This window comes from Tepidiforma sp. (assembly GCF_026419595.1).
Taxonomy (GTDB): Bacteria; Chloroflexota; Dehalococcoidia; order Tepidiformales; family Tepidiformaceae; genus Tepidiforma.
Genome location: NZ_JANZZD010000008.1, coordinates 64,509 through 83,663, shown reverse-complemented (window position 1 = coordinate 83,663; position 19,155 = coordinate 64,509). Strand labels below are relative to the sequence as shown.

Genomic DNA, 19,155 nt, shown 5'->3' with positions numbered 1-19,155 from the left:
CAAAATTTTCACGTTCGGGCTCTTCCGATCGTAGAACTGATGTTCTAATCTCGGAAGTCCGATGGACTTCGCCTGCATCCAGGTGCCGTGGTTTGCGATCGCGATCGCGCGGCGGGATGACCCGCGGCTGGCGGGGCGGCCGGTGGTGGTCGGGGGCTCGCCGGAGGAGCACGCGGAGGTGACGGCGTGCTCGGCGGAGGCGATGGCAGCGGGGGTTGCGCCGGGGATGAGCCTGCGGCGGGCGCTGGCGCTCTGCCCGGGGGCGGTCTTCCTGCCGCTGGCGGCTTCGGCGATCCGGGCGGAAGCGGAGCGGCTGGCGGAGCTGCTGCGGGAGCGGAGCCCGCTGGTGGAGGAGGCAGGGGACGGGCACCTGCACTGCGAGATCCGGGGGCTGCCGGCGCTCGCGGGCCTGGGGCCGGCGGCCTACCTGGCGCAGCTGCAGGAGGGGCTCGCGGGGGCGACGGGGCTGCCGGTGCTGGCAGGGGCGGCGACGACGGTGTTCGCAGCGCACGCGGCCTGCAGCGCACTGGGACTGGGCTTCCGGGTGGCGGGGGAGCGCGGCGGGCCGCGGCAGGCGATCGTCATCGCGCCGGGGCGGGAGCGGGAGTTCCTCGCACACCTGCCGGTGGAGGTGCTGCCGGTGGAGCCGGCGATGCACCAGCGGCTGCGGCTGTTCGGCATCGAACGGCTGGGGCAGCTGGCCGGGCTGCCGCTCTCGGCGCTGCAGGCGCAGTTCGGGCCGGCGGGCCGGCGGGCGTGGGAGCTGGCGAACGGGCGGGACGATGCCCGGCTGCAGCCGGCGCCGGCAGCGCTGCGGGTGCGGGAGGAGGTGGACCTGCCGGCGCCGGCGGTCTCGCTGGGGGCGCTGCTGGCAGGGAGCGAAGCGGCGCTGGGGCGGGCGTTCGGGAACCCGGAGCTCCAGGGCCGGGCCGTGCGCATCGTCACCTGGTGGGCGGGGCTGGAGGACGGCGCCCGGGTGAGCCGGCGGCTCGCCTTCCGGGAGCCGACGGCGGACCCGCGGCACGCGCTCTTCGTGCTGCGGGCGAAGCTGGAGACGCTGCGGCTGCCGGCCCCGGCCGTGAGCGTGGGGGTGGAGCTGAACGGGGCGTGCAGCGAGTACGCCCATCAGCAGCTGCTCTGGGCAGCCGGGCAGGGCCGGCGGCGCGAGCTCGATGAGGCGATCGCGCAGCTGCATGCCCGGGCCGGCGCAGCGCAGGTCTTCCGCATCGTGGAGGTGCAGCCATGGTCACGGATCCCGGAGCGTCAGCTGGCGCTCGTGGCCTACGGTTCCTGAACCGGCCGCGCGGGCTGGCGGTGGAGGCGGACGCGGCGGGCGAACCGCGGGCGATCGCCTGGCAGGGGCGGTTCCGGCGGGTAGCAGCGATCCACGACCGCTGGCGGATCGACGACGAGTGGTGGCGGGAGGAGGTCGCGCGGATCTACTTCGAGGTGGAGCTGGAGGGCGGCCGGCGCCTGACGGTCTTCCGCGACCTCGTCGGGGGCGGCTGGTTCCTCCAGCCGTACCGGGCGCCGGTTTTCACGGCCGGGACGCCCGGAGCCGGCGGGCGAATTCCGTGACGCGGGCGCCGAGGGCGCGGGCCTGGTCCTCGTCGTCGGGAGTGACGTCGCCGTGGGCGGTCGCCCCGTAGTAGGAGCCGGACCGGCGCATGCGCTCGCTCCAGGGGAGTCCGACGACGAGCATGCCGTGGGCGAGCAGGAGGTGGAGGAGCTGCAAGAGCGTGGCCTCGGTGCCGGCCGACCGCGAGAAGCCGGCGGTGAAGGCGCCGGCGGGCAGGCCGGCAAGCTCGCCCGATTCCCAGAGGTCGCCGCTGTCGTCGAACCACTGCTTGAGGCGGCCGGTGACGCCGCTCCAGTTCGGGGAGCCGACGACGAGGCCGTCGCAGGCGAGGAGGTCCGAGGGCACGGCCTCGCCGACGGTGCGGCGGAGGCATTCGCCGCCGGCCTCGCGGATGCCGGCCTCGACCGCATCGGCGAGGCGGGCAGTCAGCCCTCCGCGGGAGTCGTAGAGGAGGAGGATGCGAGCCACCGGGGAGCCTCCTGTTCGAGCACGGCGATGACGTCGTGGAACGTTTCGAAGGGGTAGAGCCGGGGATGTTCGCCTTCGAGCCGTTCGCGGAGGGTGCTGCGGGCGAAGACGGCCGGGGCGAGGCGCGCCGCCGGGAGATCGCTCGCGCCGTCGCCGACGTAGACGACGAAATCGCCGAGGTCGCGGAAGGCGCGCGCGTAGGCGAGCTTGAAGCCCTCCTGCAGTTCGACGCCGCGCGGGCTGTCGTAGCGGACGCGCCAGCGGTAGGCGAACCAGGTGCGGCCGCAATGGCGGACGAGGCGGTCGAGGCGGTGGGCATCGAGCACGGGATCGACGTAGAGGTCGAAGCCGTTGCTGACGACGATGGGGAGCCAGCCGTTCCAGTGGGCCCAGTCGATGAGGTCGAGGAAACCGGGCCGGAGGCGGGCGGCCTCGAGCGCGAAGGCGCGGAGGGTCGCATCGTCCGCGTCGACGAGGTCGAGGGCGGCAGCGTTGTACTGTTCGACGCTGAGTTCGCCCGCGCGCAGGCGGGATTCGAGGTCGCGCCAGCCGGGCGCCGCGAAGCGATCGAAGAGCTGGCGGGCGGTATTGTCGAGGACGATGGTGTCGTCGAAGTCGAGGCAGATGACGTTCGCCACGGGACCAGTTTCGCACGGCGGGCGGATGGAGGGAGGAGCGTGAGGCCGGAGCGGGCGCGGTGGCTGGCGAGCCGGGCCGGGCGGGAGGCGCTGGAGGGCCTCGGCGGCGACATGGAGGGGCTCGACCCGGCCGCGCTGGCCGGGCGGCTCCGGCGGGCTTTCCCGGCGGAGGAAGCGGCAGCGCTGGGCGAGCAGCTTGCGCTGCGCAGGCGGGCGCGGGAGCGGTTCGGCGAGCTGCCGCTGGCGCTCTACAGCGCGGAGGGGCTGGAGATGATGACGCACCCGCTGGCGGCGCGGCGGCGGGCGGCGCGGCTCGCCGGGCTGGGCCTGCCGGCAGCGGACCTGACGTGCGGGCTCGGGGGCGACCTCGCGGCGCTGGCAGCGGCCGGGGTCGAAGCGGCAGGGCTCGAACGGGACGCGGCGACCGCGCTATTGGCCGGCGCAAACGTCCGGGGCAGGGTCGCGAGGGGCGACGCGGCGCGGCCGCCGTTCGCGCTGGAGCGGCTGGCGGTGGTCATCGACCCGGGGCGGCGCGCCGGCGGGCGGCGGACGTTCGACCCCGCAGGGTTTTCGCCGCCGTGGGAGGTATGCCTCGAGCTGCTGCAGGCGGCACGGGCGGGGGCGCTGAAGGGGCCGCCGGGGCTGGACCACGCGGCGGTGCCGCCATGGTGCGAACTGGAAGCGGTGCAAATCGGGCGCGACCTGCGGGAGCTGACGCTCTGGGCGGGGACAGGGGCAGAGCCGGGATTGCGGCGGGCGGTTCTGCTGCCGGGCGGGCACGAGCTGGATTCGCGGGCCGCGGCGAGCGAGGCGGTCGCGGCGCGGTTCGGGCGGTACCTGTTCGACCCGGCCTCGTGCGTGACGCGCGCCGGGCTGGTACGGCAGCTGGCGGCGGCGCTCGGCGCGTGGCGGCTCGATGCACAGGTGGCGTACCTCGCGGGCGACCAGCCGGCGCGCCATCCGCTCGCTGCCGGGTTCGAGGTGGTCGAGGTCGTGCCGTTCGGGGTGAAGCGGCTGCGGGAGGTGCTGCGTGCGCGGGGATGGCGGCCGACGGAGATTCGACGGCGTGCGTTTCCCGTGGAGCCCGACGACCTGCGGAAAGAACTGGGCCGGCTCGAGGGCGAGCCAGTGGCGCTGGTGTGCACGACGGTTGGCGGCGAACGGTTCGCGGCGGTGTGCCGGCCGCTCGGACCGGAGCGCCCGGAGGGAGCCGAGAGGGCATAATCGCTGGCATGCCAACGCTCCTCGTTTCTCCTTTCATCGAACGGACCTACCGGGCCGCCATCGAGGCGGCGTGGCCCGGGATCGAGCTGGCCGTGCTGCCGGCGGACCCCGCCGGACGGCTGCCGGCGGACGCGCTCGAACGGGTCGACTTCGCGTACTTCTCGGGTGACGTGTACCCCGACTACTCCCGGTCGTTCTTCGCGGCGACGCAGGGCGCGCCGAACCTGCGCTGGCTGCACACGTTCAATGCCGGGGTCGACAACCCGGTCTTCCGGCGGTTCCTCGACCGCGGGGTGGTGCTTTCGACCTCGTCGGGGTCGACGGCGCAGCCGATCGCGCAGTCGGTGATCGGCGGGATGCTGCTGCTGTCGCGGCCGTTCCTGCGCTGGGCGGAGGCGCAGCGCCGGCGGGTGTGGGAGCCGGTACCGGCGGCAGAGGCGCCGCCAGACCTCGCCGGGCAGCGGATGACGGTGGTCGGGCTCGGGGCCATCGGGTCGGAGGTGGCCCGGCTGGCGCGGGCGTTCGGGCTCGACGTGACGGGCGTCCGGCGGAGCCCGCGGCGGGAGGGCGACCCGGTGGAGCGGGTGGAGCCGCCGGGCCGGCTGGAGGAGCTGGCCCGGGCAACGGACTGGCTGGTGCTGGCCTGCCCGCTGACGGACGAAACGAAGGGGCTGGTGAGCGAACGGGTGCTGCGGGCGCTGCCGCGGGGCGCGTTCGTGCTGAACGTCGCGCGGGGCGAAGTGGTCGACGAGGCGGCGCTCATCGCGGCGCTGCAGGATGGGCACCTCGGCGGGGCGTACCTCGACGTCTTCGCGACAGAGCCGCTGCCGCCGGACTCGCCGCTGTGGACGCTGCCGAACGTCGTGATTTCGCCGCACAACTCGGCGGTGGCAGCCGGGAACGAGCGGCGGGCCACGGAGGGGTATTTTCTGCCGAACCTCGCGCGGATGCGGCGGGGGGATCCGCTGGTGAACGAAGTTCGCGGCTGAGGCGAATTGCTCAGGGGTGTAGACAATAATGCCGGGGCTCTGCTAGGTTCTCAGGTGCCTAAGCAGTTCAGCGATTTGGCGGACCCTCGACGAAGGTTGGCCCATGGCCTCGGTGACACCGTTCGACGACTACTACGACCTCGTGGAGGCGGCGCGGGAGCTGGCGATCCATCCGCAGAGCCTGCGGCGCCTGATCAAGCAGAACAAGATCCCGGCGACGATGTTCGCGGGAAAGTACCTGATTGCGCGGGACAAGCTCGAGATGTTCAAGAGCAACTACGACCCGCGCCCCGGCCGAAAGCCGATTCGCCGGCTGCTGTAGCGCGAATCCGCGCCGCCCGTGGGTTTCGGGCAGGCAACAATCGAAACGGCACGAAGCGGCAGCGCCCCGGAGTGATCCCGGGGCGCTGTTCCGTTCGATGGGCGACGACGGCGTTTCGCGAGCCGGGCGCAGCTAGCTGAAGATGCGCCCCTGGCTCGTCAGGACGACGAGGGTGACGAGGACGGCGGCTTCGACGAGGAGAATGCCGCCGCTGACGGCTGCCCAGATGGCCTGCGTGCGCCCGCGGGTCGCGAAGACCGGGATGGTGATGATCACGGCGGACCCGAGGAAGATGAGCAGGTTGATGACGCCGAGGCTCATGGCGCTGATGAGGAAGGGCAGGAAGGCAGCCATCACGTCTCCAGGGCACACGGGGCAGTTCGGCCCCGCTGAGTCGTTCGAGAGGGAATCATAGCGCCGGCGGCGTAACGGGCTACCGCCTCAAGACCCCGGCGTCGCCGTCCCAGCCTCGGGCGAAGCGGTGTGGTCGGCGGTGGCGGCCGGGGACGGGGTCGCGGGCGGCGGCGGCGCCTCCGGGGACGGCGTGGGGGTGGAGGTGGCGGCCGGCGAGGGTTCGGAGGTGGGGGCGGGCGTCGGCACGTCGTCGTCCGCGGGGGCGGGGCCGGGCGGCGGGGGGGTGTACTTCGGCAGCGGCGGGAGGTCGGCGGCGCTGGCGGTCACAGTGAAGTCGCTCTGCTGGCCGAGCACCTCGATGAAGATCGGGCCGCGTTCGAAGGCGATTTCGTTGCCGTTCGTGTCGTAGAAGCGGGTGCGCGCCTTGCGGTCGGCCTTGCGCCAGGTGCCTTCGATGGCGCGGCCGCCGGTGAAGACGGTCGCAGGACCTTCGCCGAACTGGTCGAGCAGGACGTGGCCGGAGCTGTCGACCACCGAGGAGTTGACGCGCATCACGATGACGGTGGTGAAGAAGAGCTGCTCGCCGGTGTTGCCATCCACCTGCGGGCCGCCGAACTGGAAGCGGCCGTAGGCTTTGCGGGCCTCGTCCCAGCGCCACTGGATGAGCTGCCAGCCGTACATCCGGCCGGAGAAGTCGATCTGGATGCCGCCGGCGGGGGTTCCGGCAGGCGGGTCGCCGGGGTTGCGGAACTTCCAGGACGCGACGGCGGGCGGGCCCTGGAAGCCGAGCGCGGCGGCGGCGGCGCGGAGGCGGGCGGTGCTGGTCGCGAGGTTGTACGGCGCGTAGCGGCTGGAATCGCGGTAGTAGGCCGAGCTGGAGCCGGGCTTGAAGGCGTCGAGATCCTTGATGCCCCATTCGATGATCTGGCCGGCGGCGTTGGCGTCGTTGTTCGTCGTGGCGGAGCCGGCGTGGGCGTAGAGCGCGCCGAGCTCATCGACCCAGATGACGAAGGGGGTGCGGGCCGAGCGCACGGCCATGACGGGGTCGGCGTCGTGGCGCCAGAAGACGGCCATGAGGCGGGTGATGCCGCCTTCGACGAAGGCTTCGTAGACGAGGTCGGCCTGCCCGAGCCCATGGTGGGGGATGGAGTTCGGCGTGTTGTCGAACATCACGGCGAGCGGGAGGAGGTCCTTCCGGGCGGCCCACTCGTCGGCGGTCATCGGGGCGCCGTCGAGGATGCCGGCGAAGGGAGTCGCCGTCGCGGTCGCGGTTGCGGTAGAGGTGGCGGTGCGGGTCGCGGTCGCCGTCGCGGTCGCGGTCGGGTTCTCGTCGCCCGGTGAGGCGGACGAGCCGCCACCGGCGAGGACGATTGCGACGATGGCTGCGAGGACGACGACGATGAGGCCGGCAGCGGCGATGATGACGGGCCGGCGCCGGATCAGCTGCTGCAGTTCCGCCATGGCAGGATGCTACCAGCGGGCCCGGTGCGTTCAACGGGGGTTGCCGGGTTCATCGGTTGGGCGGCAGAGTTGAGGCATGAAGCGCATCGGGATTTTGACCAGCGGCGGCGACGCGCCGGGGATGAATGCGGCGATCCGGGCGGCGGTCCGGACGGCGACACGGCTCGGCATCGGGGCGGTCGGCTACCTCGATGGCTACAGCGGGCTCGTGCGGGGCGCATTCGTCGAGCTGGACGACCGCGCCGTGGGGAACATCATCCAGCGCGGCGGGACGATCATCGGCACGTCGCGCTGCCCGGAGTTCCTCGACCCGGCCGTTCGGGCGAAGGCGGCGGAACAGATGCGGGCGGACGGCGTCGACGGCCTCGTCGTCATCGGGGGCGACGGAAGTTTCCGGGGGGCGCTGGCGCTGCAGGATGAATGCGGCGTGGCGGTGGCGGGCCTGCCGGGGACGATCGACAACGACGTTTGGGGCACGGAGGAATCGATCGGGTTCGATACGGCGGTGAACACGGCACTGCTCGCGATCGACCAGCTCCGGGATACCGGCGAATCGACCGGGATGATGTTCTTCGTCGAGGTGATGGGCCGCACGAGCGGCGCGATCGCGCTGCACACGGCGGTGGCGGGCGGCGCGGCCGGGGTGGTGGTGCCGGAAGCGCACGCGGAGATCGATCACGTGGTCGAACGGGTGCGGGAGACGATGGCGAAGGGCAAGCGGAGCCACATCATCGTAGTCGCGGAGGGCGACGAGGCGGGCGGCGCGTTCGGAGTTGCGCCCGTGGTCGGGAAGGCGCTCGGGCGGCCGTACCGGGTGGTGGTGCTGGGGCATACGCAGCGGGGCGGCCGGCCGACGATGCGGGACCGGCTGGTCGCCTCGGAGGGTGGCGCGATGGCCGTCGAAGCGCTGGCCGCTGGGCGGACGGGGGTGATGATCGGCCGGCAGGGCGGCCGGTCGGTGGAAGTGCCGCTGCGCGAGGTGGTGGCGAACGCCCATCCGCCGGTGAACGCGGAGCTGCTGCGGCTGGCGCAGCAGCTTTCGGGCTGACGGAAGCGGGCCGCGGGCGCGTAGGATCAGCAGGAGCACTTGCTGGAGGTTCGCCCCGATGTCCATGCCCGACGTTGGCGCCGCCGCGCCCGCTTTTTCGCTGCCCGACCAGGATGGGAATACCGTCTCGCTGGCGGATTTCGCCGGGAAGTGGGTCGTTCTCTACTTCTATCCGAAGGACGACACGCCGGGCTGTACGAAGGAGGCCTGCAGCTTCCGCGACCGCCACGCAGAGCTGCAGGCGAAGGGTGCGGTGGTGCTCGGGGTGAGCGGGGACAGCAGCGCCTCGCACCGGAAGTTCGCGGACAAGTACTCGCTGCCGTTCCCGCTGCTGGCCGATACGGAGCACGAGGTCGCACGGGCGTACGGCGCCTGGGGCACGAAGAAGATGTACGGCAAGGAGTACGAGGGGATGATCCGCTCGACGGTGGTCATCGACCCGGCGGGGAAGGTGGTGAAGACCTGGCCGAAGGTGAAGCCGGACGGGCACGGGGACGAGGTGCTCGCCTGGCTGGAGGCGAACGCGAAGTAAGCGGCCCGGTCGCCCGTAGGTCGCCGTCTCCGTAGCATGGCGGGCCAGACCACCGGGAGGCGGACGGCACCATGTCGTTCCTGTATGGCGAACGCCTTTCCTGCGGGCGGCTCGAAACTGGCCTCGATGAGCCGCGGACACCGCCCCACGCGCTGCCGGGCGACCGGCCTGTCTGGCCGCGCGACCGCGCCGTCGACATCCTGCACGTCAAGATCGAGGTGCAGATCGACGTCGACGCGAAGAAGGTCCGCGGGACGGTCACGCATACGGTCGCGCCGCTGAACGACGGCACGCGGTTCGTTTCGTTCGACGCGGTCGATATGGTCATCGGCGGGGTGACCGTGGGGAAGCGGGAGGCCGCCTTCGACTACGACGGCGCGCGGCTGACGGTCGACCTCGGCGAAGGGCGGAAGCGGGGCCAGGAGCTGCAGGTCGCGATTACGTACGAGGCGGCGCCGCGGATCGGCATGTACTTCATCGGGCCCGACGAGGGGTACCCGGACAAGCCGCGGCAGGTTTGGACGCAGTGCCAGGACGAGGACACGCGGTACTGGCTGCCCTGCTTCGACCACCCGAGCGACAAGTTCACCTCGGACGTGGTGGTGACCGTGCCGGGCAGTTGGTTCGCGCTTTCGAACGGGCGGCTGCTGCAGGAGAAGGCGAACCGGGACGGCACACGGACGTTCCACTGGCACCAGGACCGGCCGCACCCGGCCTACCTGCTCACGATTGCGGCCGGGGAGTTCGTGCGGGTCGAAGGCGCTGCCGAGCGGGTGCCGGTCGACTATTATGTCGAGGCGAAGGATGCGGAGGCGGCGGCGCGGACGTTCGGGAACACGCCAGCGATGATCGCGCTGTTCGAGAAGCTGACCGGGATGCCGTACCCGTGGGCGAAATACAGCCAGGTCGTGGTGCGGGACTTCGTGTTCGGCGGGATGGAGAACACGAGCGCGACGACGATGACCGAGAACATCCTGCTCGACGCGAAGGCGAAGCGGGATTTCGACAGCGACGACCTGGTGTCGCACGAGGTCGCGCACCAGTGGTTCGGCGACCTGCTGACCTGCCGGGACTGGGCGCACGGCTGGCTGAACGAGGGGTTCGCAACGTATTTCGAGATGCTCTGGGACGAGCACCACCACGGCATCGACCGGTACCGGCAGGGGATCATCGAGAATACGCGGCTGTACCTCGACGAGCGGTACCGGCGGCCGATCGTGACGAACGTCTTCCACGACCCGATCGACATCTTCGACCGGCACCTGTACGAGAAGGGGTCGCTCGTGCTGCACATGCTGCGGGCGGAGCTGGGGGACGACGCGTTCTTCCGCTCGATCCAGCGGTACGTGCGGGAGCACGCGGAGCAGAGCGTCATCACGCAGGACCTGGTCGATGCGATCGCGGCCGAGACGGGGCGAAACCTCGAGTGGTTCTTCGACCAGTGGGTCTACAAACCCGGGCATCCGAAGCTCAAGGTCAGCTGGAGCTGGGATGACGCAACGGGGCTGGCGAGCGTCTCCGTGAAGCAGACCCAGGACACGTCGGACGGGACGCCGGTCTTCCGCTTCCCGGTGACGATTGACTTCCGGAAGGGGCGCGGGAAGCCGCAGTCGTTCCGGGTCGAAGTGACACGCGCGGAGGAGCAGTTCGTCTTCCCGCTGCCGTGGAAGCCGGACCTCTGCCGGTTCGACCCGTATGGCGCGGTGCTGAAGGAGCTCGAGTGGGAGAAGTCGACGGGAGAGCTCCGGCTGCAGCTGCGGGATGACGACAGCGTCATCGGCCGGCAGTGGGCCGCCGGGGAGCTGGGGAAGAAGGGCGGCGCGGAGGCCGTCGCCGCGCTGGAGACGGCGGTGATGGGCGACAAGTGGTGGGGGGTGCAGGCGGCGGCGGCGCGCGCACTCGGGGAGATCCGGACGACAGCGGCGCGGGACGCCCTGCTGCGCTGCCTCGGTGTGCGGCAGCCGCGGGCGCGGCGTGCGGTCGTCGCGGCACTCGGAGAGTTCCGCGGCGACGAGGCCGTACTCGAAGCCCTGCGGCCGTTCGCCCGGCGCGATGCCTCGTGGTTCGTCGAAGCAGAGGCCTGCCGGAGCATCGGCAAGCTGCGGCTGCCGGCGTCGTTCGACGTGATCGCGGCGCAGTTCGACCGGCCGTCGTTCCGGCAGGTGGTGCGGGTCGGCTGCATCGACGGGCTGGTCGAGCTGCGGGACGAGCGCGGGTTCGACCTGCTCCGGCGGGCGGCCCGCTACGGCGAGCCGTTCCAGGCGCGGCCCCCGGCCGTGGGCGCGCTGGCGCGGCTCGGGCAGTTCTTCCCGGAGCGGAAGAAGCCGCTCGGTGAGGAGATCGCCGAGTTCCTGCTGGACCCGGATTTCCGGGTGCGGATCGCGGCGGCGAATGCGCTGAAGACGCTCGGGGACGCGAGCCAGGTGCCGGCGCTGGAAAAGATGGCGGCGCGGGAGCTCGACGGGCGCGGCGTGCGGATGGCCCGGGAGAACGCGCTGGCGCTGCGGAAGGGCGCAGCGACGGACGACGAAGTGCGGAAGCTGCGCGAGGAGTTCGAGAAGCTGCGCGAGGAGAACACGAAGCTCCGGGACCGGCTCGAACGGCTGGAGGCGCGGAAGTAGCGCTCAGTTCCCGGGCGGGAGCAGGCGGAACACGACGGCGCCGAGCTGGATCCGCTCGCCGCCGGCGAGGAGGAGCCCGCCCGGGGGCACCGGGCGGCCTTCGACGTAGGTGCCGTTCGTGCTGCCGAGGTCGCGCAGGAGCCAGCCGCGAGCGACCCGCTCCAGGCGGGCGTGGCGGGCAGAGACGGAGGGGTCGCCGATGACGATACCGGCGCCGCCGTCGCGGCCGATTTCCATGAGGCCGGCGAGGCGGTAGCTCGTTCCGGGCGGCACCCCGGATTCGCCCGGGGCCTCGAGGAGGAGACGCCAGGGGCGCGGTTCGACGCGCGGCGTGTCGGCGGCCGGCCGGGGGAGGTAGTTCGCGCGGAGCGAGCGGACGATGGCCGCGCAGGTGCCGAAGATGACGGCGAAGATGGCGAGCCGGAGGAGGAGCAGCTCGACGGAGTCGGTCACGGCTGCTCCTCGAGCGTGAGTTCTACGGGGCCGAGAGCGATGCGGTCGCCCGGTTCGAGCGGTGCGGCCGCGATGCGTTCGCCGTTGCGGAACGTGCCGTTCCGGCTGCCGAGGTCGCGGATTTCGAGGCCGCCGCCCGGAGCGTGCCGGATTTCGGCGTGCCGCCGTGAGACGGCGAGGTCGGCGATGACGCCGTCGCATTCGGGGGCGCGGCCGAGCAGGAAGGGCACATGGGTGAGCGGCAGCGCGGCGCCGCCGGGGAGCCGGAGCCGGAGGCCGGCGAGCCGCCGGATGCGGACGGTTTCGCGGACCGGGGCGGCGCTCGCCGGGGCAGCCGGGTCGCTGAAATCGGCAGCGACGGCCGGTTCGCCGGCGGGCGCGGCGGCGGCAGCGCTGAAGCGGAACTGCCAGGGCGCGAACGGGCGGAGGCCGGCAGCGCGGCAGGCGGCATCGAGCGATTCGGCGAGGGCGAGTTCGAGGTCAGCGAGCACGGGGCCGAGCTGGCGCGCATCGGCCGGGTTGAGGCGGACCGTGACGCGGTTGGGGGCTTCGCCGCCGCGCGCCCCGGCAAGAACGGCATCGACGACCCCCTGGGCGAGCGCCGCCGGGTGCAGCGCGGCCGGCAGGCCGAGCCGGAGGGCGCGGGATGCGAGCCGTTCGAGGGCGGGGCGGCCGTTCACCGCTGCACCGCCGCGCGGATGACCTGCCCGGCGATGGGCGCCGCGACCACCCCGCCCTGGCCGCCAGACTCGACGACGACCGCGACGGCGACGCGCGGCTGTTCGACCGGGGCGAAGGCGATGAACCAGGCGTGGGAGGTGCCGTCGCCGGCCTCGGCAGTGCCCGTCTTGCCGGCGACGGAGACGCCGGGAATGGCGACGCCAGCCGCCTGCCCGGCTTCGACGACCCCGGCCATCATCGCCGCGACGTCATCCGCCGCGACCGCGTCGGCGACGCGGGTCGACGACGGCCGGGAGAGTTCGGCCACCCGTTCGCCATCGCGCCAGGCATCGAGGGCGATGCGGGGGGCGGGCATGACGCCGCGGTTGGCGACGGCCGCGGCGATGAGGGCCATCTGGAGCGGGGTGGCGAGGAGTTCGCCCTGCCCGAAGGCGGTGGAGGCGAGGAGCACAGTCGTGCGCGGCGAGCCGGGCGAGCGGAGCTGCGAGGCCGCCGTATCGAGCGGGAAGGGAAGGTCGCGGCCGAATCCCAGGCGCGCAGCAGCGGCTTCGAGGCGCTGCCAGCCGAGGTCGACACCCAGCTTCGCGAACACGGCGTTGACGGAATAGACGAAGGCGTGGCTGAACGGGTAGGTGCCGACGCCCTGGGGGGTGTTGCGGCAGGAGATGGGGAAGCCGTCGATGACGACTTCGCCGGGGCATTCCACGATGGTAGCGGGCGTGATGATGCCCGCTTCGAGGGCGGCGAGGGCGGTGACCGTTTTGAAGGTCGAGCCGGGCGGGTAGAGTCCCTGGGTGGCGCGGTTGAGGAGGGGCGCCGCAGGGTCCTGGAGGAGCGCATCACCGGTCGACCCGAGCGCGCCGGGGTCGAAGGTCGGGACGCTGACCATGGCGAGGATGTCGCCGGTCGCGGGGTCGAGCGCGACGACGGCGCCTTTTCGGCCGCCTAGGGCCTCACGGGCAGCGGCCTGGACAGCGGGGTCGATGGTCAGCCGGACGTCATCGCCGCGGAGCGGTTCGCGGAGGAGTTCGTAACGCAGCGCGGCGAGCCAGCCGCTCCCGGCGCGGCCGGAGAGCGCGGCCTCGTAGGCGAGTTCGATGCCCTGCGAGCCGTAGCGGGGGTCGAGGTAGCCGGTGACGTGGGCGAGGGACGCGTCGTAGAGGTAGCGGCGCCCGTCGGAGAGGGTTTCGACGAGCACGTTGCCGTCGCGGTCGAGGATGCGGCCGCGGTTCGGGTCGTAGAAGCGGGAGAGGAGGCGGGGGTTGCGGTCTTCGGAGGCGAGGCCGGTATCGAGCACCTGCCACCAGGCGAGGGCGGCGAGGGCGGCGACGAGGAAGGCGGCCGCCAGCGCGGAGAACACGCGGAGACGGCGCTCGAAATCCGCCGGGGTGAGCACGGGGTGATTGTACCGCCGGGATCGCAGCGGGGGCGCAGCGATCCTGCGCCCCCGCTGGAAGGGCCGGTGGGCGGGTCAGCCGCGGGGCAGGCCGAGGCCCCGGGTGGCGATGATGTTGCGCTGGATTTCGTTGGTGCCCGAGTAGATGGTGGAGGGCACCGACATGAGGTAGGACTCGGGCAGCTCGCCGCGGATCGGCGCGCGCGGCTCTTCGGGGCGGAGCTGGCCGCCGAGGCCGAGCATGTTGACGCCGAAGTTGTAGATCTTTTGGCCGAGTTCGGACTGGAAGATCTTGACGACGGAGGCCTCGTAGTTCGGCACCTGGCCCTTCGACTGGATGTAGCCGATGCGGTAGCCAAGATAGCGGCCGACGTTGTTGGCGACGACGAGGTCGGCGAGGCGGGTGCGGTACTTCGCGCGGCGGTCGGCCGGGCCTTCACGCAGGTTCTTCGCGAGCTTTTCGAGGGTGCGCTTCTGGGAGGCAGTGGTGCCGATGCCGGAGCGCTCGAAGTCGAGCAGCGTCATGCCGACGTACCAGCCGCGGTTCTCCTCGCCGACGAGGTTCTTCGCGGGGACGCGGACGTCCTCGAAGAAGACCTCGTTGAAGTGGTGGCGGTTGGCCATGTTGATGAGAGGGCGGATGGTCAGCCCCGGGGTGTTCTTGATGTCGTCGATGAGGAGGAAGCTGATGCCGCGGTGCTTCGGCGCCTCGGGGTCGGTGCGGACGAGGCAGAACATCTGGTTGGCGCGGTGGCCGCCGGAGGTCCAGATTTTCTGGCCGTTGATGATGTAGTCGTCGCCGTCGCGGACGGCGCGGGTCTGGAGGCTGGCGAGGTCGGAGCCGGCGCCGGGCTCGCTATAGCCCTGGCACCAGATGTGTTCGCCGCTGGTGATTTTCGGCAGGTAGTGGCGCTTCTGTTCTTCGGTGCCGTGAATGATGAGGGTGGGGCCGATCATGCCGACGCCGAAGCCGCGGGTGCCGGTATCGGGGGCGCCCCAGTAGCCGAACTCCTCGTTGAAGACCATCTGCTCGTAGATGGAGGCGCCGAGGCCGCCGTATTCCTTCGGCCAGGCGGGGGCGATCCAGCCGCGCTCGGCGAGCTTGCGGTTGAAGGCCTGGGCGAATTCGAACTCTTCATCGGAGCGGCTGCCGAGCTGCTCGCCGCCTTCTTCGAGGCGGTTGCCGAGCGTCTCCTGCAGGAACTTGCGGACCTCCGCGCGGAGGGCCTCTTCTTTTTCGCCGAAGCGCAATTCCATGGGGTGAACGAACCTCCGGTGCCGGCCGGCGTGAAGCGGCCGAGGGTGACGTGCCTGCGGATTCTGCCAGAGTTCCGGGGCGGTGGGTACCGGCGCCGGTTCAGGGCGCGTCAGCGGGGCCGGCTTCGCGCGATTCGGCCTCCGCAGCCAGCTGTTCCCACGCGATGCGGAGCGCTTCCGACGTCACGCTGTAGTCGAAGCCGCGGCGGCGGAGGAAGCCGCCGACCTTCGCGAGGAACTCGTCGTGGCCGCGGCCGGCGTAGCGGCGGCCGCGCTGGAGGGCGAGGCCGGTGGCGAGTTCGAGGTCGTCGATGCCATCGATGGCTGCGGCGGCGGCTTCCGGGTCGATGCCGCGGCCGAGGAGTTCGTAGCGGAGCATCGCGGTGCCGCGGGGCGAGACGCGCTTCCGGTCTTCGACCCAGGCGCGGGCGAAGCGGGCGTCATCGAGCAGGCCGGCATTGCGGAGCCGGTCGATTTCGAAGGCGATGGTCTCCGGGTCGAAGCCGCGGAGGGCGAGCCGGGTGCGCATCTCGTGCTCGGAGCGGGGGCGGGCGTCCAGGAGGCGGAGGGCAGCTTCGTGGGCGCCGGCCCGGCGCTCTTCGCGGTCGAGGAGCTCGAGGAGCGCGGCGTCGGCAGGCATGCCCTCGGCGGCGCCGGCGCGCTGGCAGGCTTCGTCGGAGAAGACGAGCTCGCGGCCGTCGCTGAGGGTGACGATCCGGAGGCGCCCGCGCCCGGCGGGGCTCATGGAGGCGATGTAGGGAACCTGGGAACCGGGTTCTGCGTCCATACTGCCGGGGAGCTAGCGCTCCACCAGCTGCTCTCCTCTCACTTCGCGGACTGGCAGGCCAACCTGCCTGCGGATTTCATTTTCGATCTCGCTGGCGAGTTCAGGGTTATCGTCGAGGAACTGTTTCGCATTTTCGCGGCCCTGGCCGATGCGCATGTCGCCGTAGCTGTAGAAGGCGCCGCTTTTGGTGAGGATGCCGTGTTCGACGCCGAGGTCGATGATGTCGCCGGTGCGGGAGATGCCGCGCGGCGGCTCGAACATGATATCGAACTCGGCCTGGCGGAACGGCGGGGCGACCTTGTTCTTGACGATCTTGGCCTTGACGCGGCGCCCGACGATGTCAGGCCCGCGCTTGATGGAATCGACGGGGCGGATATCGATGCGGACGGAGGCGTAGAACTTGAGGGCGCGGCCGCCGGGGGTGACTTCGGGGTTGCCGAAGACGACGCCGACCTTTTCGCGCAGCTGATTGATGAAGATGACGGCGGTGCTCGTCCTGGCGATGGTGGCGGTCAGCTTGCGGAGCGCCTGCGACATGAGGCGGGCCTGGAGGCCGACGTGGGCGTCGCCCATCTCGCCTTCGATCTCGGCGCGGGGAACGAGCGCCGCGACGGAGTCGACGACGATGACATCGACGGCGTTGGAGCGGACGAGCGTTTCGCAGATTTCGAGGGCCTGTTCGCCGGTGTCGGGCTGGGCGACGAGGAGGTCTTCGAGGCGGATGCCGAGGTCGCGGGCGTAGCCGGGGTCCATCGCGTGTTCGACATCGATGTAGGCGGCGGTGCCGCCCATCTTCTGGGCCTCAGCCATGACGTGCTGGGCGAGGGTGCTCTTGCCGGCGGATTCGGGGCCGAAGATTTCGGTGACGCGGCCGCGGGGGATGCCGCCGACGCCAAGGGCGATATCGAGGGCGAGGGAGCCGGAGGAGATGACCTCGGTCTGGTTCGCTTCGGCGTCGCCGAGCTTGATGATGGCGCCGCGGCCGAATTGCTTTTCGATCTGGGAGAGTGCGAGTTCGAGCGCGCGAGCGCGGTCTTGATCAGGCATGCGTGTGGCCACCCGCCGGGTTCGTTCGGCGCCGGATGATACCATCGCGGCCGCCGACGTTGGGTACGATAGCATGCGGCGCACATTTGTTCTAGGGGTAGCGTCACGGTGGCGCGGCTGACCGTGCGGGTGACGCCGCGCGCAGGCCGGGACGGCGTCGATGGGTTCGACGAGTCCGGCGCGCTGCGGGTGCGGGTGCGGGCTGCGCCGGCTGACGGGGCTGCGAATGCGGCGGTCGCGCGGGTGCTCGCGAAGGCGCTGGGGCTGCCAGGCCGGGAGGTGGTGCTCGTGCAGGGCGCGGCGAGCCGGGTCAAGGTGTTCGAGGTCGGCCTGCCGTTGGAGGAGGCGCTGACGCGGCTTGGGGCGGGCAGCGGACCAGCAGGTAAGACAGGGCCGCGGTAACGTGGAGGATCAGCGGCGCGCCAGCCGGGCGCGCCGACTTTCGAACCGGGCAGGGTAGCGTGCCAGCACCAGACCTCGAAACGATCGTGTCGCTCGCGAAGCGGCGGGGCTTCGTGTTTCCCTCGGCGGAGATTTACGGCGGATTCGCCAACGCCTACGACTACGGCCCGCTGGGCGTGGAGCTGAAGCGGAACATCCGCGAAGCGTGGTGGCGGTCGATGGTGATGGAGCGGGACGACGTGGTGGGGCTCGACGCGGCGCTGATCACGAACCCGCAGGTGTGGGTGGGCAGCGGGCACGTGGCGAATTTCACGGACCCGCTGGTGGACTGCAAGCGGTGCCAGCGGCGGTTCCGGGCGGACCACCTGGAGGAGGGGATGTACGGCGAGGTGCCGCGGGACGCGCAGGGGCGGCCGCTCTGCCCGTTCGACGGGGGCGAGCTGACGGAGCCGCGGCAGTTCAACATGATGTTCCGCACGCAGGTCGGGCCGGTGGCGGACGAGGCGAACATGGCCTACCTGCCGCCGGAGACGGCGCAGGGCATCTTCGTGAACTTCGTGAACGTGCAGCAGACGATGCGGCGGAAGCTGCCGTTCGGCATCGCGCAGACGCGGGTCAGCTTCCGGAACGAGATCACGCCGGGGCGGTTCATCTTCCGGACGCTTGAGTTCGAGCAGATGGAGATGGAGTACTTTTGCATGCCGCCCAAGGACCGGGAGAACCCGGTGGAGTACCTCGCGCTGCACCGGCAGTGGGTGGAGGAGCGGCTGCGCTGGTACATCGACGTCATCGGGATCGCGCCGGAGCGGCTGCGGCTGCGCGACCACGAGAAAGAGGAGCTCTCGCACTACAGCGCGGGCACGACGGATATCGAGTACCTGTTCCCGTGGGGCTGGGGCGAGCTGGAAGGCATCGCGGCCCGGACGGACTTCGACCTCCGTTCGCATGCGGAGCTGAGCGGCCAGCCGCTGACGTACTTCGACGAGGAGAGCGGGGAGCACGTCATCCCGTGGGTCATCGAGCCGGCGGCGGGGCTGACGCGGACGCTGGCGGTGGTGCTGCTGGACGCCTACACCGAGGAGCCGGACGAGAAGGGCGAGAAGCGCATCGTGCTGAAGTTCCGGCCGCGGATTGCGCCGGTGAAGGTGGCGGTGCTGCCGCTTTCGAAGAACGACGCGCTGCGGCCGACGGCGCGGCGCGTGTACGACCTGCTGCGGCCGCTGTGGATGACGCAGTACGACGAGACGCAGAGCATCGGCCGGCGGTACCGGCGGCAGGACGAAATCGGGACGCCGTGCTGCGTGACGATCGACTTCCAGACGGTGGGCGAGAACGGCCAGCCGGGCGACGACTGCGTGACCATTCGCGACCGGGATACGCAGGAGCAGGTGCGGGTGCCGATCAGCGGGCTGGTGGCGGCGCTGGAGGAGCGCATCCCGCGCTGCTAGGCGAGCACATGCGCGACACACGGAGCGCCCGGCGGCGTTCGCCGGGCGCTCCGCATTTGCGAACGGGCGGGGTCAGCTCTTGCGGACGCCGGCGCGGCGGCAGGCCTCGCCGTATTCGGCGAGCGCCTTCACGACCGGGTCGTTCGCGGCGAGGTCGCGCGGGCCGAAGTGCTGGGTCAGGGCCTCGTAGACGTGGCGGCTGGCGACTTCCTGGCCGGCCTCGTCATGCTCACGGCAGCGCTGCCCGTACTCGGAGATGGCCCTGACGATCGGCTGGTGGGCCGCAAGGTCGAGCGGGCCGAAGTGGTGGGTGAGCGCTTCATAAAGATGGGCGGATGCCTGCTTGACGGCCTCTTCGGGGTCGGTCACGACGGTACTCCTCATGGATTCTCTGCCCTCCGTGCAGATTTAATCCAAATGTAACACAAGCGAAACACGAGCGAAACAG

Annotated in this window: 21 protein-coding genes; 10 read left to right on the top strand and 11 right to left on the bottom strand. The window is 71.4% G+C overall.

Annotated elements, in window-relative coordinates; all coding sequences use genetic code 11:
- Positions 1 to 61 precede the first annotated feature (61 nt).
- Entirely contained in the window at positions 62 to 1,294 is a 1,233-nt protein-coding gene (locus N2041_RS06410) for a hypothetical protein (protein ID WP_297676980.1), read from the top strand.
- Positions 1,243 to 1,578, top strand: coding sequence for a hypothetical protein (locus N2041_RS06405; protein ID WP_297676978.1), 336 nt, complete (start codon positions 1,243 to 1,245; stop codon positions 1,576 to 1,578). The genes N2041_RS06410 and N2041_RS06405 overlap by 52 nt, the downstream gene beginning before the upstream one ends.
- Here the strand turns inward: N2041_RS06405 and N2041_RS06400 are convergent.
- The gene (locus N2041_RS06400) at positions 1,538 to 2,047 is read right to left on the bottom strand and encodes a flavodoxin family protein (RefSeq protein WP_297676976.1); all 510 of its coding nucleotides are present in this window, start codon (positions 2,045 to 2,047) and stop codon (positions 1,538 to 1,540) included. The two genes, N2041_RS06405 and N2041_RS06400, sit on opposite strands and share 41 nt — an antisense overlap.
- Positions 2,005 to 2,685: an HAD-IB family phosphatase gene (locus N2041_RS06395; RefSeq protein ID WP_297676974.1), complete on the bottom strand. Its 681-nt coding sequence runs from the start codon at positions 2,683 to 2,685 to the stop codon at positions 2,005 to 2,007. Before N2041_RS06395 ends, N2041_RS06400 begins: the two co-directional genes overlap by 43 nt.
- Before the next feature lie 39 nt (positions 2,686 to 2,724).
- Between N2041_RS06395 and N2041_RS06390 the strand changes: the two genes are divergently transcribed.
- The 3 genes from N2041_RS06390 to N2041_RS06380 all read left to right on the top strand — a co-directional run bounded on the left by N2041_RS06390 (position 2,725) and on the right by N2041_RS06380 (position 5,220).
- The gene (locus tag N2041_RS06390; protein ID WP_297676973.1) at positions 2,725 to 3,909 is read left to right on the top strand and encodes a hypothetical protein; all 1,185 of its coding nucleotides are present in this window, start codon (positions 2,725 to 2,727) and stop codon (positions 3,907 to 3,909) included.
- Between the two features lie 8 nt (positions 3,910 to 3,917).
- Positions 3,918 to 4,898 (top strand): D-2-hydroxyacid dehydrogenase, encoded by a 981-nt coding sequence (locus N2041_RS06385; RefSeq protein WP_297676971.1) that lies wholly within the window; start codon positions 3,918 to 3,920, stop codon positions 4,896 to 4,898.
- Between the two features lie 103 nt (positions 4,899 to 5,001).
- On the top strand, positions 5,002 to 5,220 hold the full coding sequence (locus N2041_RS06380) for a helix-turn-helix domain-containing protein (protein WP_270056623.1): 219 nt from the start codon (positions 5,002 to 5,004) through the stop codon (positions 5,218 to 5,220).
- A 132-nt stretch (positions 5,221 to 5,352) separates the two neighbouring features.
- Here N2041_RS06380 and N2041_RS06375 read toward each other — a convergent pair whose 3' ends face one another.
- A complete protein-coding gene (locus tag N2041_RS06375; RefSeq protein ID WP_297676967.1) occupies positions 5,353 to 5,574 on the bottom strand; it encodes a hypothetical protein in 222 nt (73 codons plus the stop codon).
- An 87-nt stretch (positions 5,575 to 5,661) separates the two neighbouring features.
- Positions 5,662 to 7,035 (bottom strand): DUF3048 domain-containing protein, encoded by a 1,374-nt coding sequence (locus N2041_RS06370; protein WP_297676965.1) that lies wholly within the window; start codon positions 7,033 to 7,035, stop codon positions 5,662 to 5,664.
- Between the two features lie 76 nt (positions 7,036 to 7,111).
- On the opposite strand from N2041_RS06370, the gene N2041_RS06365 reads away from it, so the two are divergent.
- From N2041_RS06365 to N2041_RS06355, 3 genes are all read left to right on the top strand, one after another.
- Complete coding sequence (locus N2041_RS06365) at positions 7,112 to 8,083, top strand: ATP-dependent 6-phosphofructokinase (protein ID WP_297676963.1); 972 nt, start codon at positions 7,112 to 7,114, stop codon at positions 8,081 to 8,083.
- A gap of 58 nt (positions 8,084 to 8,141) precedes the next feature.
- Positions 8,142 to 8,615, top strand: coding sequence for a thioredoxin-dependent thiol peroxidase (bcp, locus tag N2041_RS06360; protein WP_297676961.1), 474 nt, complete (start codon positions 8,142 to 8,144; stop codon positions 8,613 to 8,615).
- 71 nt (positions 8,616 to 8,686) lie between these two features.
- On the top strand, positions 8,687 to 11,236 hold the full coding sequence (locus N2041_RS06355) for a M1 family aminopeptidase (RefSeq protein WP_297676959.1): 2,550 nt from the start codon (positions 8,687 to 8,689) through the stop codon (positions 11,234 to 11,236).
- Between the two features lie 3 nt (positions 11,237 to 11,239).
- On the opposite strand, the gene N2041_RS06350 is transcribed toward N2041_RS06355, so the two are convergent.
- From N2041_RS06350 to recA, 6 genes are all read right to left on the bottom strand, one after another.
- Positions 11,240 to 11,689 carry an FHA domain-containing protein gene (locus tag N2041_RS06350; protein ID WP_297676957.1) on the bottom strand — a complete coding sequence of 150 codons (450 nt, stop codon included), beginning with the start codon at positions 11,687 to 11,689 and terminating at the stop codon, positions 11,240 to 11,242.
- Complete coding sequence (locus tag N2041_RS06345) at positions 11,686 to 12,369, bottom strand: FHA domain-containing protein (RefSeq protein WP_297676955.1); 684 nt, start codon at positions 12,367 to 12,369, stop codon at positions 11,686 to 11,688. Before N2041_RS06345 ends, N2041_RS06350 begins: the two co-directional genes overlap by 4 nt.
- Positions 12,366 to 13,766: a penicillin-binding protein 2 gene (locus N2041_RS06340; protein ID WP_297676953.1), complete on the bottom strand. Its 1,401-nt coding sequence runs from the start codon at positions 13,764 to 13,766 to the stop codon at positions 12,366 to 12,368. The genes N2041_RS06345 and N2041_RS06340 overlap by 4 nt, the downstream gene beginning before the upstream one ends.
- 75 nt (positions 13,767 to 13,841) lie before the next feature.
- Positions 13,842 to 15,023, bottom strand: a complete 1,182-nt coding sequence (locus N2041_RS06335; RefSeq protein WP_297676951.1) for an acyl-CoA dehydrogenase family protein — start codon at positions 15,021 to 15,023, stop codon at positions 13,842 to 13,844.
- Between the two features lie 100 nt (positions 15,024 to 15,123).
- The gene (locus N2041_RS06330; protein WP_297676949.1) at positions 15,124 to 15,768 is read right to left on the bottom strand and encodes a regulatory protein RecX; all 645 of its coding nucleotides are present in this window, start codon (positions 15,766 to 15,768) and stop codon (positions 15,124 to 15,126) included.
- 54 nt (positions 15,769 to 15,822) lie between these two features.
- Positions 15,823 to 16,857, bottom strand: a complete 1,035-nt coding sequence (gene recA / locus N2041_RS06325) for a recombinase RecA (RefSeq protein WP_297676947.1) — start codon at positions 16,855 to 16,857, stop codon at positions 15,823 to 15,825.
- 108 nt (positions 16,858 to 16,965) lie between these two features.
- On the opposite strand from recA, the gene N2041_RS06320 reads away from it, so the two are divergent.
- A complete protein-coding gene (locus N2041_RS06320; protein ID WP_297676945.1) occupies positions 16,966 to 17,259 on the top strand; it encodes a DUF167 family protein in 294 nt (97 codons plus the stop codon).
- A gap of 59 nt (positions 17,260 to 17,318) precedes the next feature.
- Positions 17,319 to 18,707, top strand: a complete 1,389-nt coding sequence (locus N2041_RS06315; protein ID WP_297676943.1) for a glycine--tRNA ligase — start codon at positions 17,319 to 17,321, stop codon at positions 18,705 to 18,707.
- Between the two features lie 72 nt (positions 18,708 to 18,779).
- Here N2041_RS06315 and N2041_RS06310 read toward each other — a convergent pair whose 3' ends face one another.
- The gene (locus tag N2041_RS06310; RefSeq protein ID WP_297676940.1) at positions 18,780 to 19,076 is read right to left on the bottom strand and encodes a hypothetical protein; all 297 of its coding nucleotides are present in this window, start codon (positions 19,074 to 19,076) and stop codon (positions 18,780 to 18,782) included.
- Positions 19,077 to 19,155: the final 79 nt, after the last annotated feature.

Coding starts and splice junctions, on each gene's coding strand:
- N2041_RS06410 (WP_297676980.1), top strand. CDS start 62: ATGGACTTCGCCTGCATCCAGGTGCCGTGGTTTGCGATCGCGATCGCG.
- N2041_RS06405 (WP_297676978.1), top strand. CDS start 1,243: ATGGTCACGGATCCCGGAGCGTCAGCTGGCGCTCGTGGCCTACGGTTC.
- N2041_RS06385 (WP_297676971.1), top strand. CDS start 3,918: ATGCCAACGCTCCTCGTTTCTCCTTTCATCGAACGGACCTACCGGGCC.
- N2041_RS06380 (WP_270056623.1), top strand. CDS start 5,002: ATGGCCTCGGTGACACCGTTCGACGACTACTACGACCTCGTGGAGGCG.
- N2041_RS06375 (WP_297676967.1), bottom strand. CDS start 5,574: ATGGCTGCCTTCCTGCCCTTCCTCATCAGCGCCATGAGCCTCGGCGTC.
- N2041_RS06370 (WP_297676965.1), bottom strand. CDS start 7,035: ATGGCGGAACTGCAGCAGCTGATCCGGCGCCGGCCCGTCATCATCGCC.
- N2041_RS06365 (WP_297676963.1), top strand. CDS start 7,112: ATGAAGCGCATCGGGATTTTGACCAGCGGCGGCGACGCGCCGGGGATG.
- bcp (WP_297676961.1), top strand. CDS start 8,142: ATGTCCATGCCCGACGTTGGCGCCGCCGCGCCCGCTTTTTCGCTGCCC.
- N2041_RS06355 (WP_297676959.1), top strand. CDS start 8,687: ATGTCGTTCCTGTATGGCGAACGCCTTTCCTGCGGGCGGCTCGAAACT.
- N2041_RS06335 (WP_297676951.1), bottom strand. CDS start 15,023: ATGGAATTGCGCTTCGGCGAAAAAGAAGAGGCCCTCCGCGCGGAGGTC.
- N2041_RS06330 (WP_297676949.1), bottom strand. CDS start 15,768: ATGAGCCCCGCCGGGCGCGGGCGCCTCCGGATCGTCACCCTCAGCGAC.
- recA (WP_297676947.1), bottom strand. CDS start 16,857: ATGCCTGATCAAGACCGCGCTCGCGCGCTCGAACTCGCACTCTCCCAG.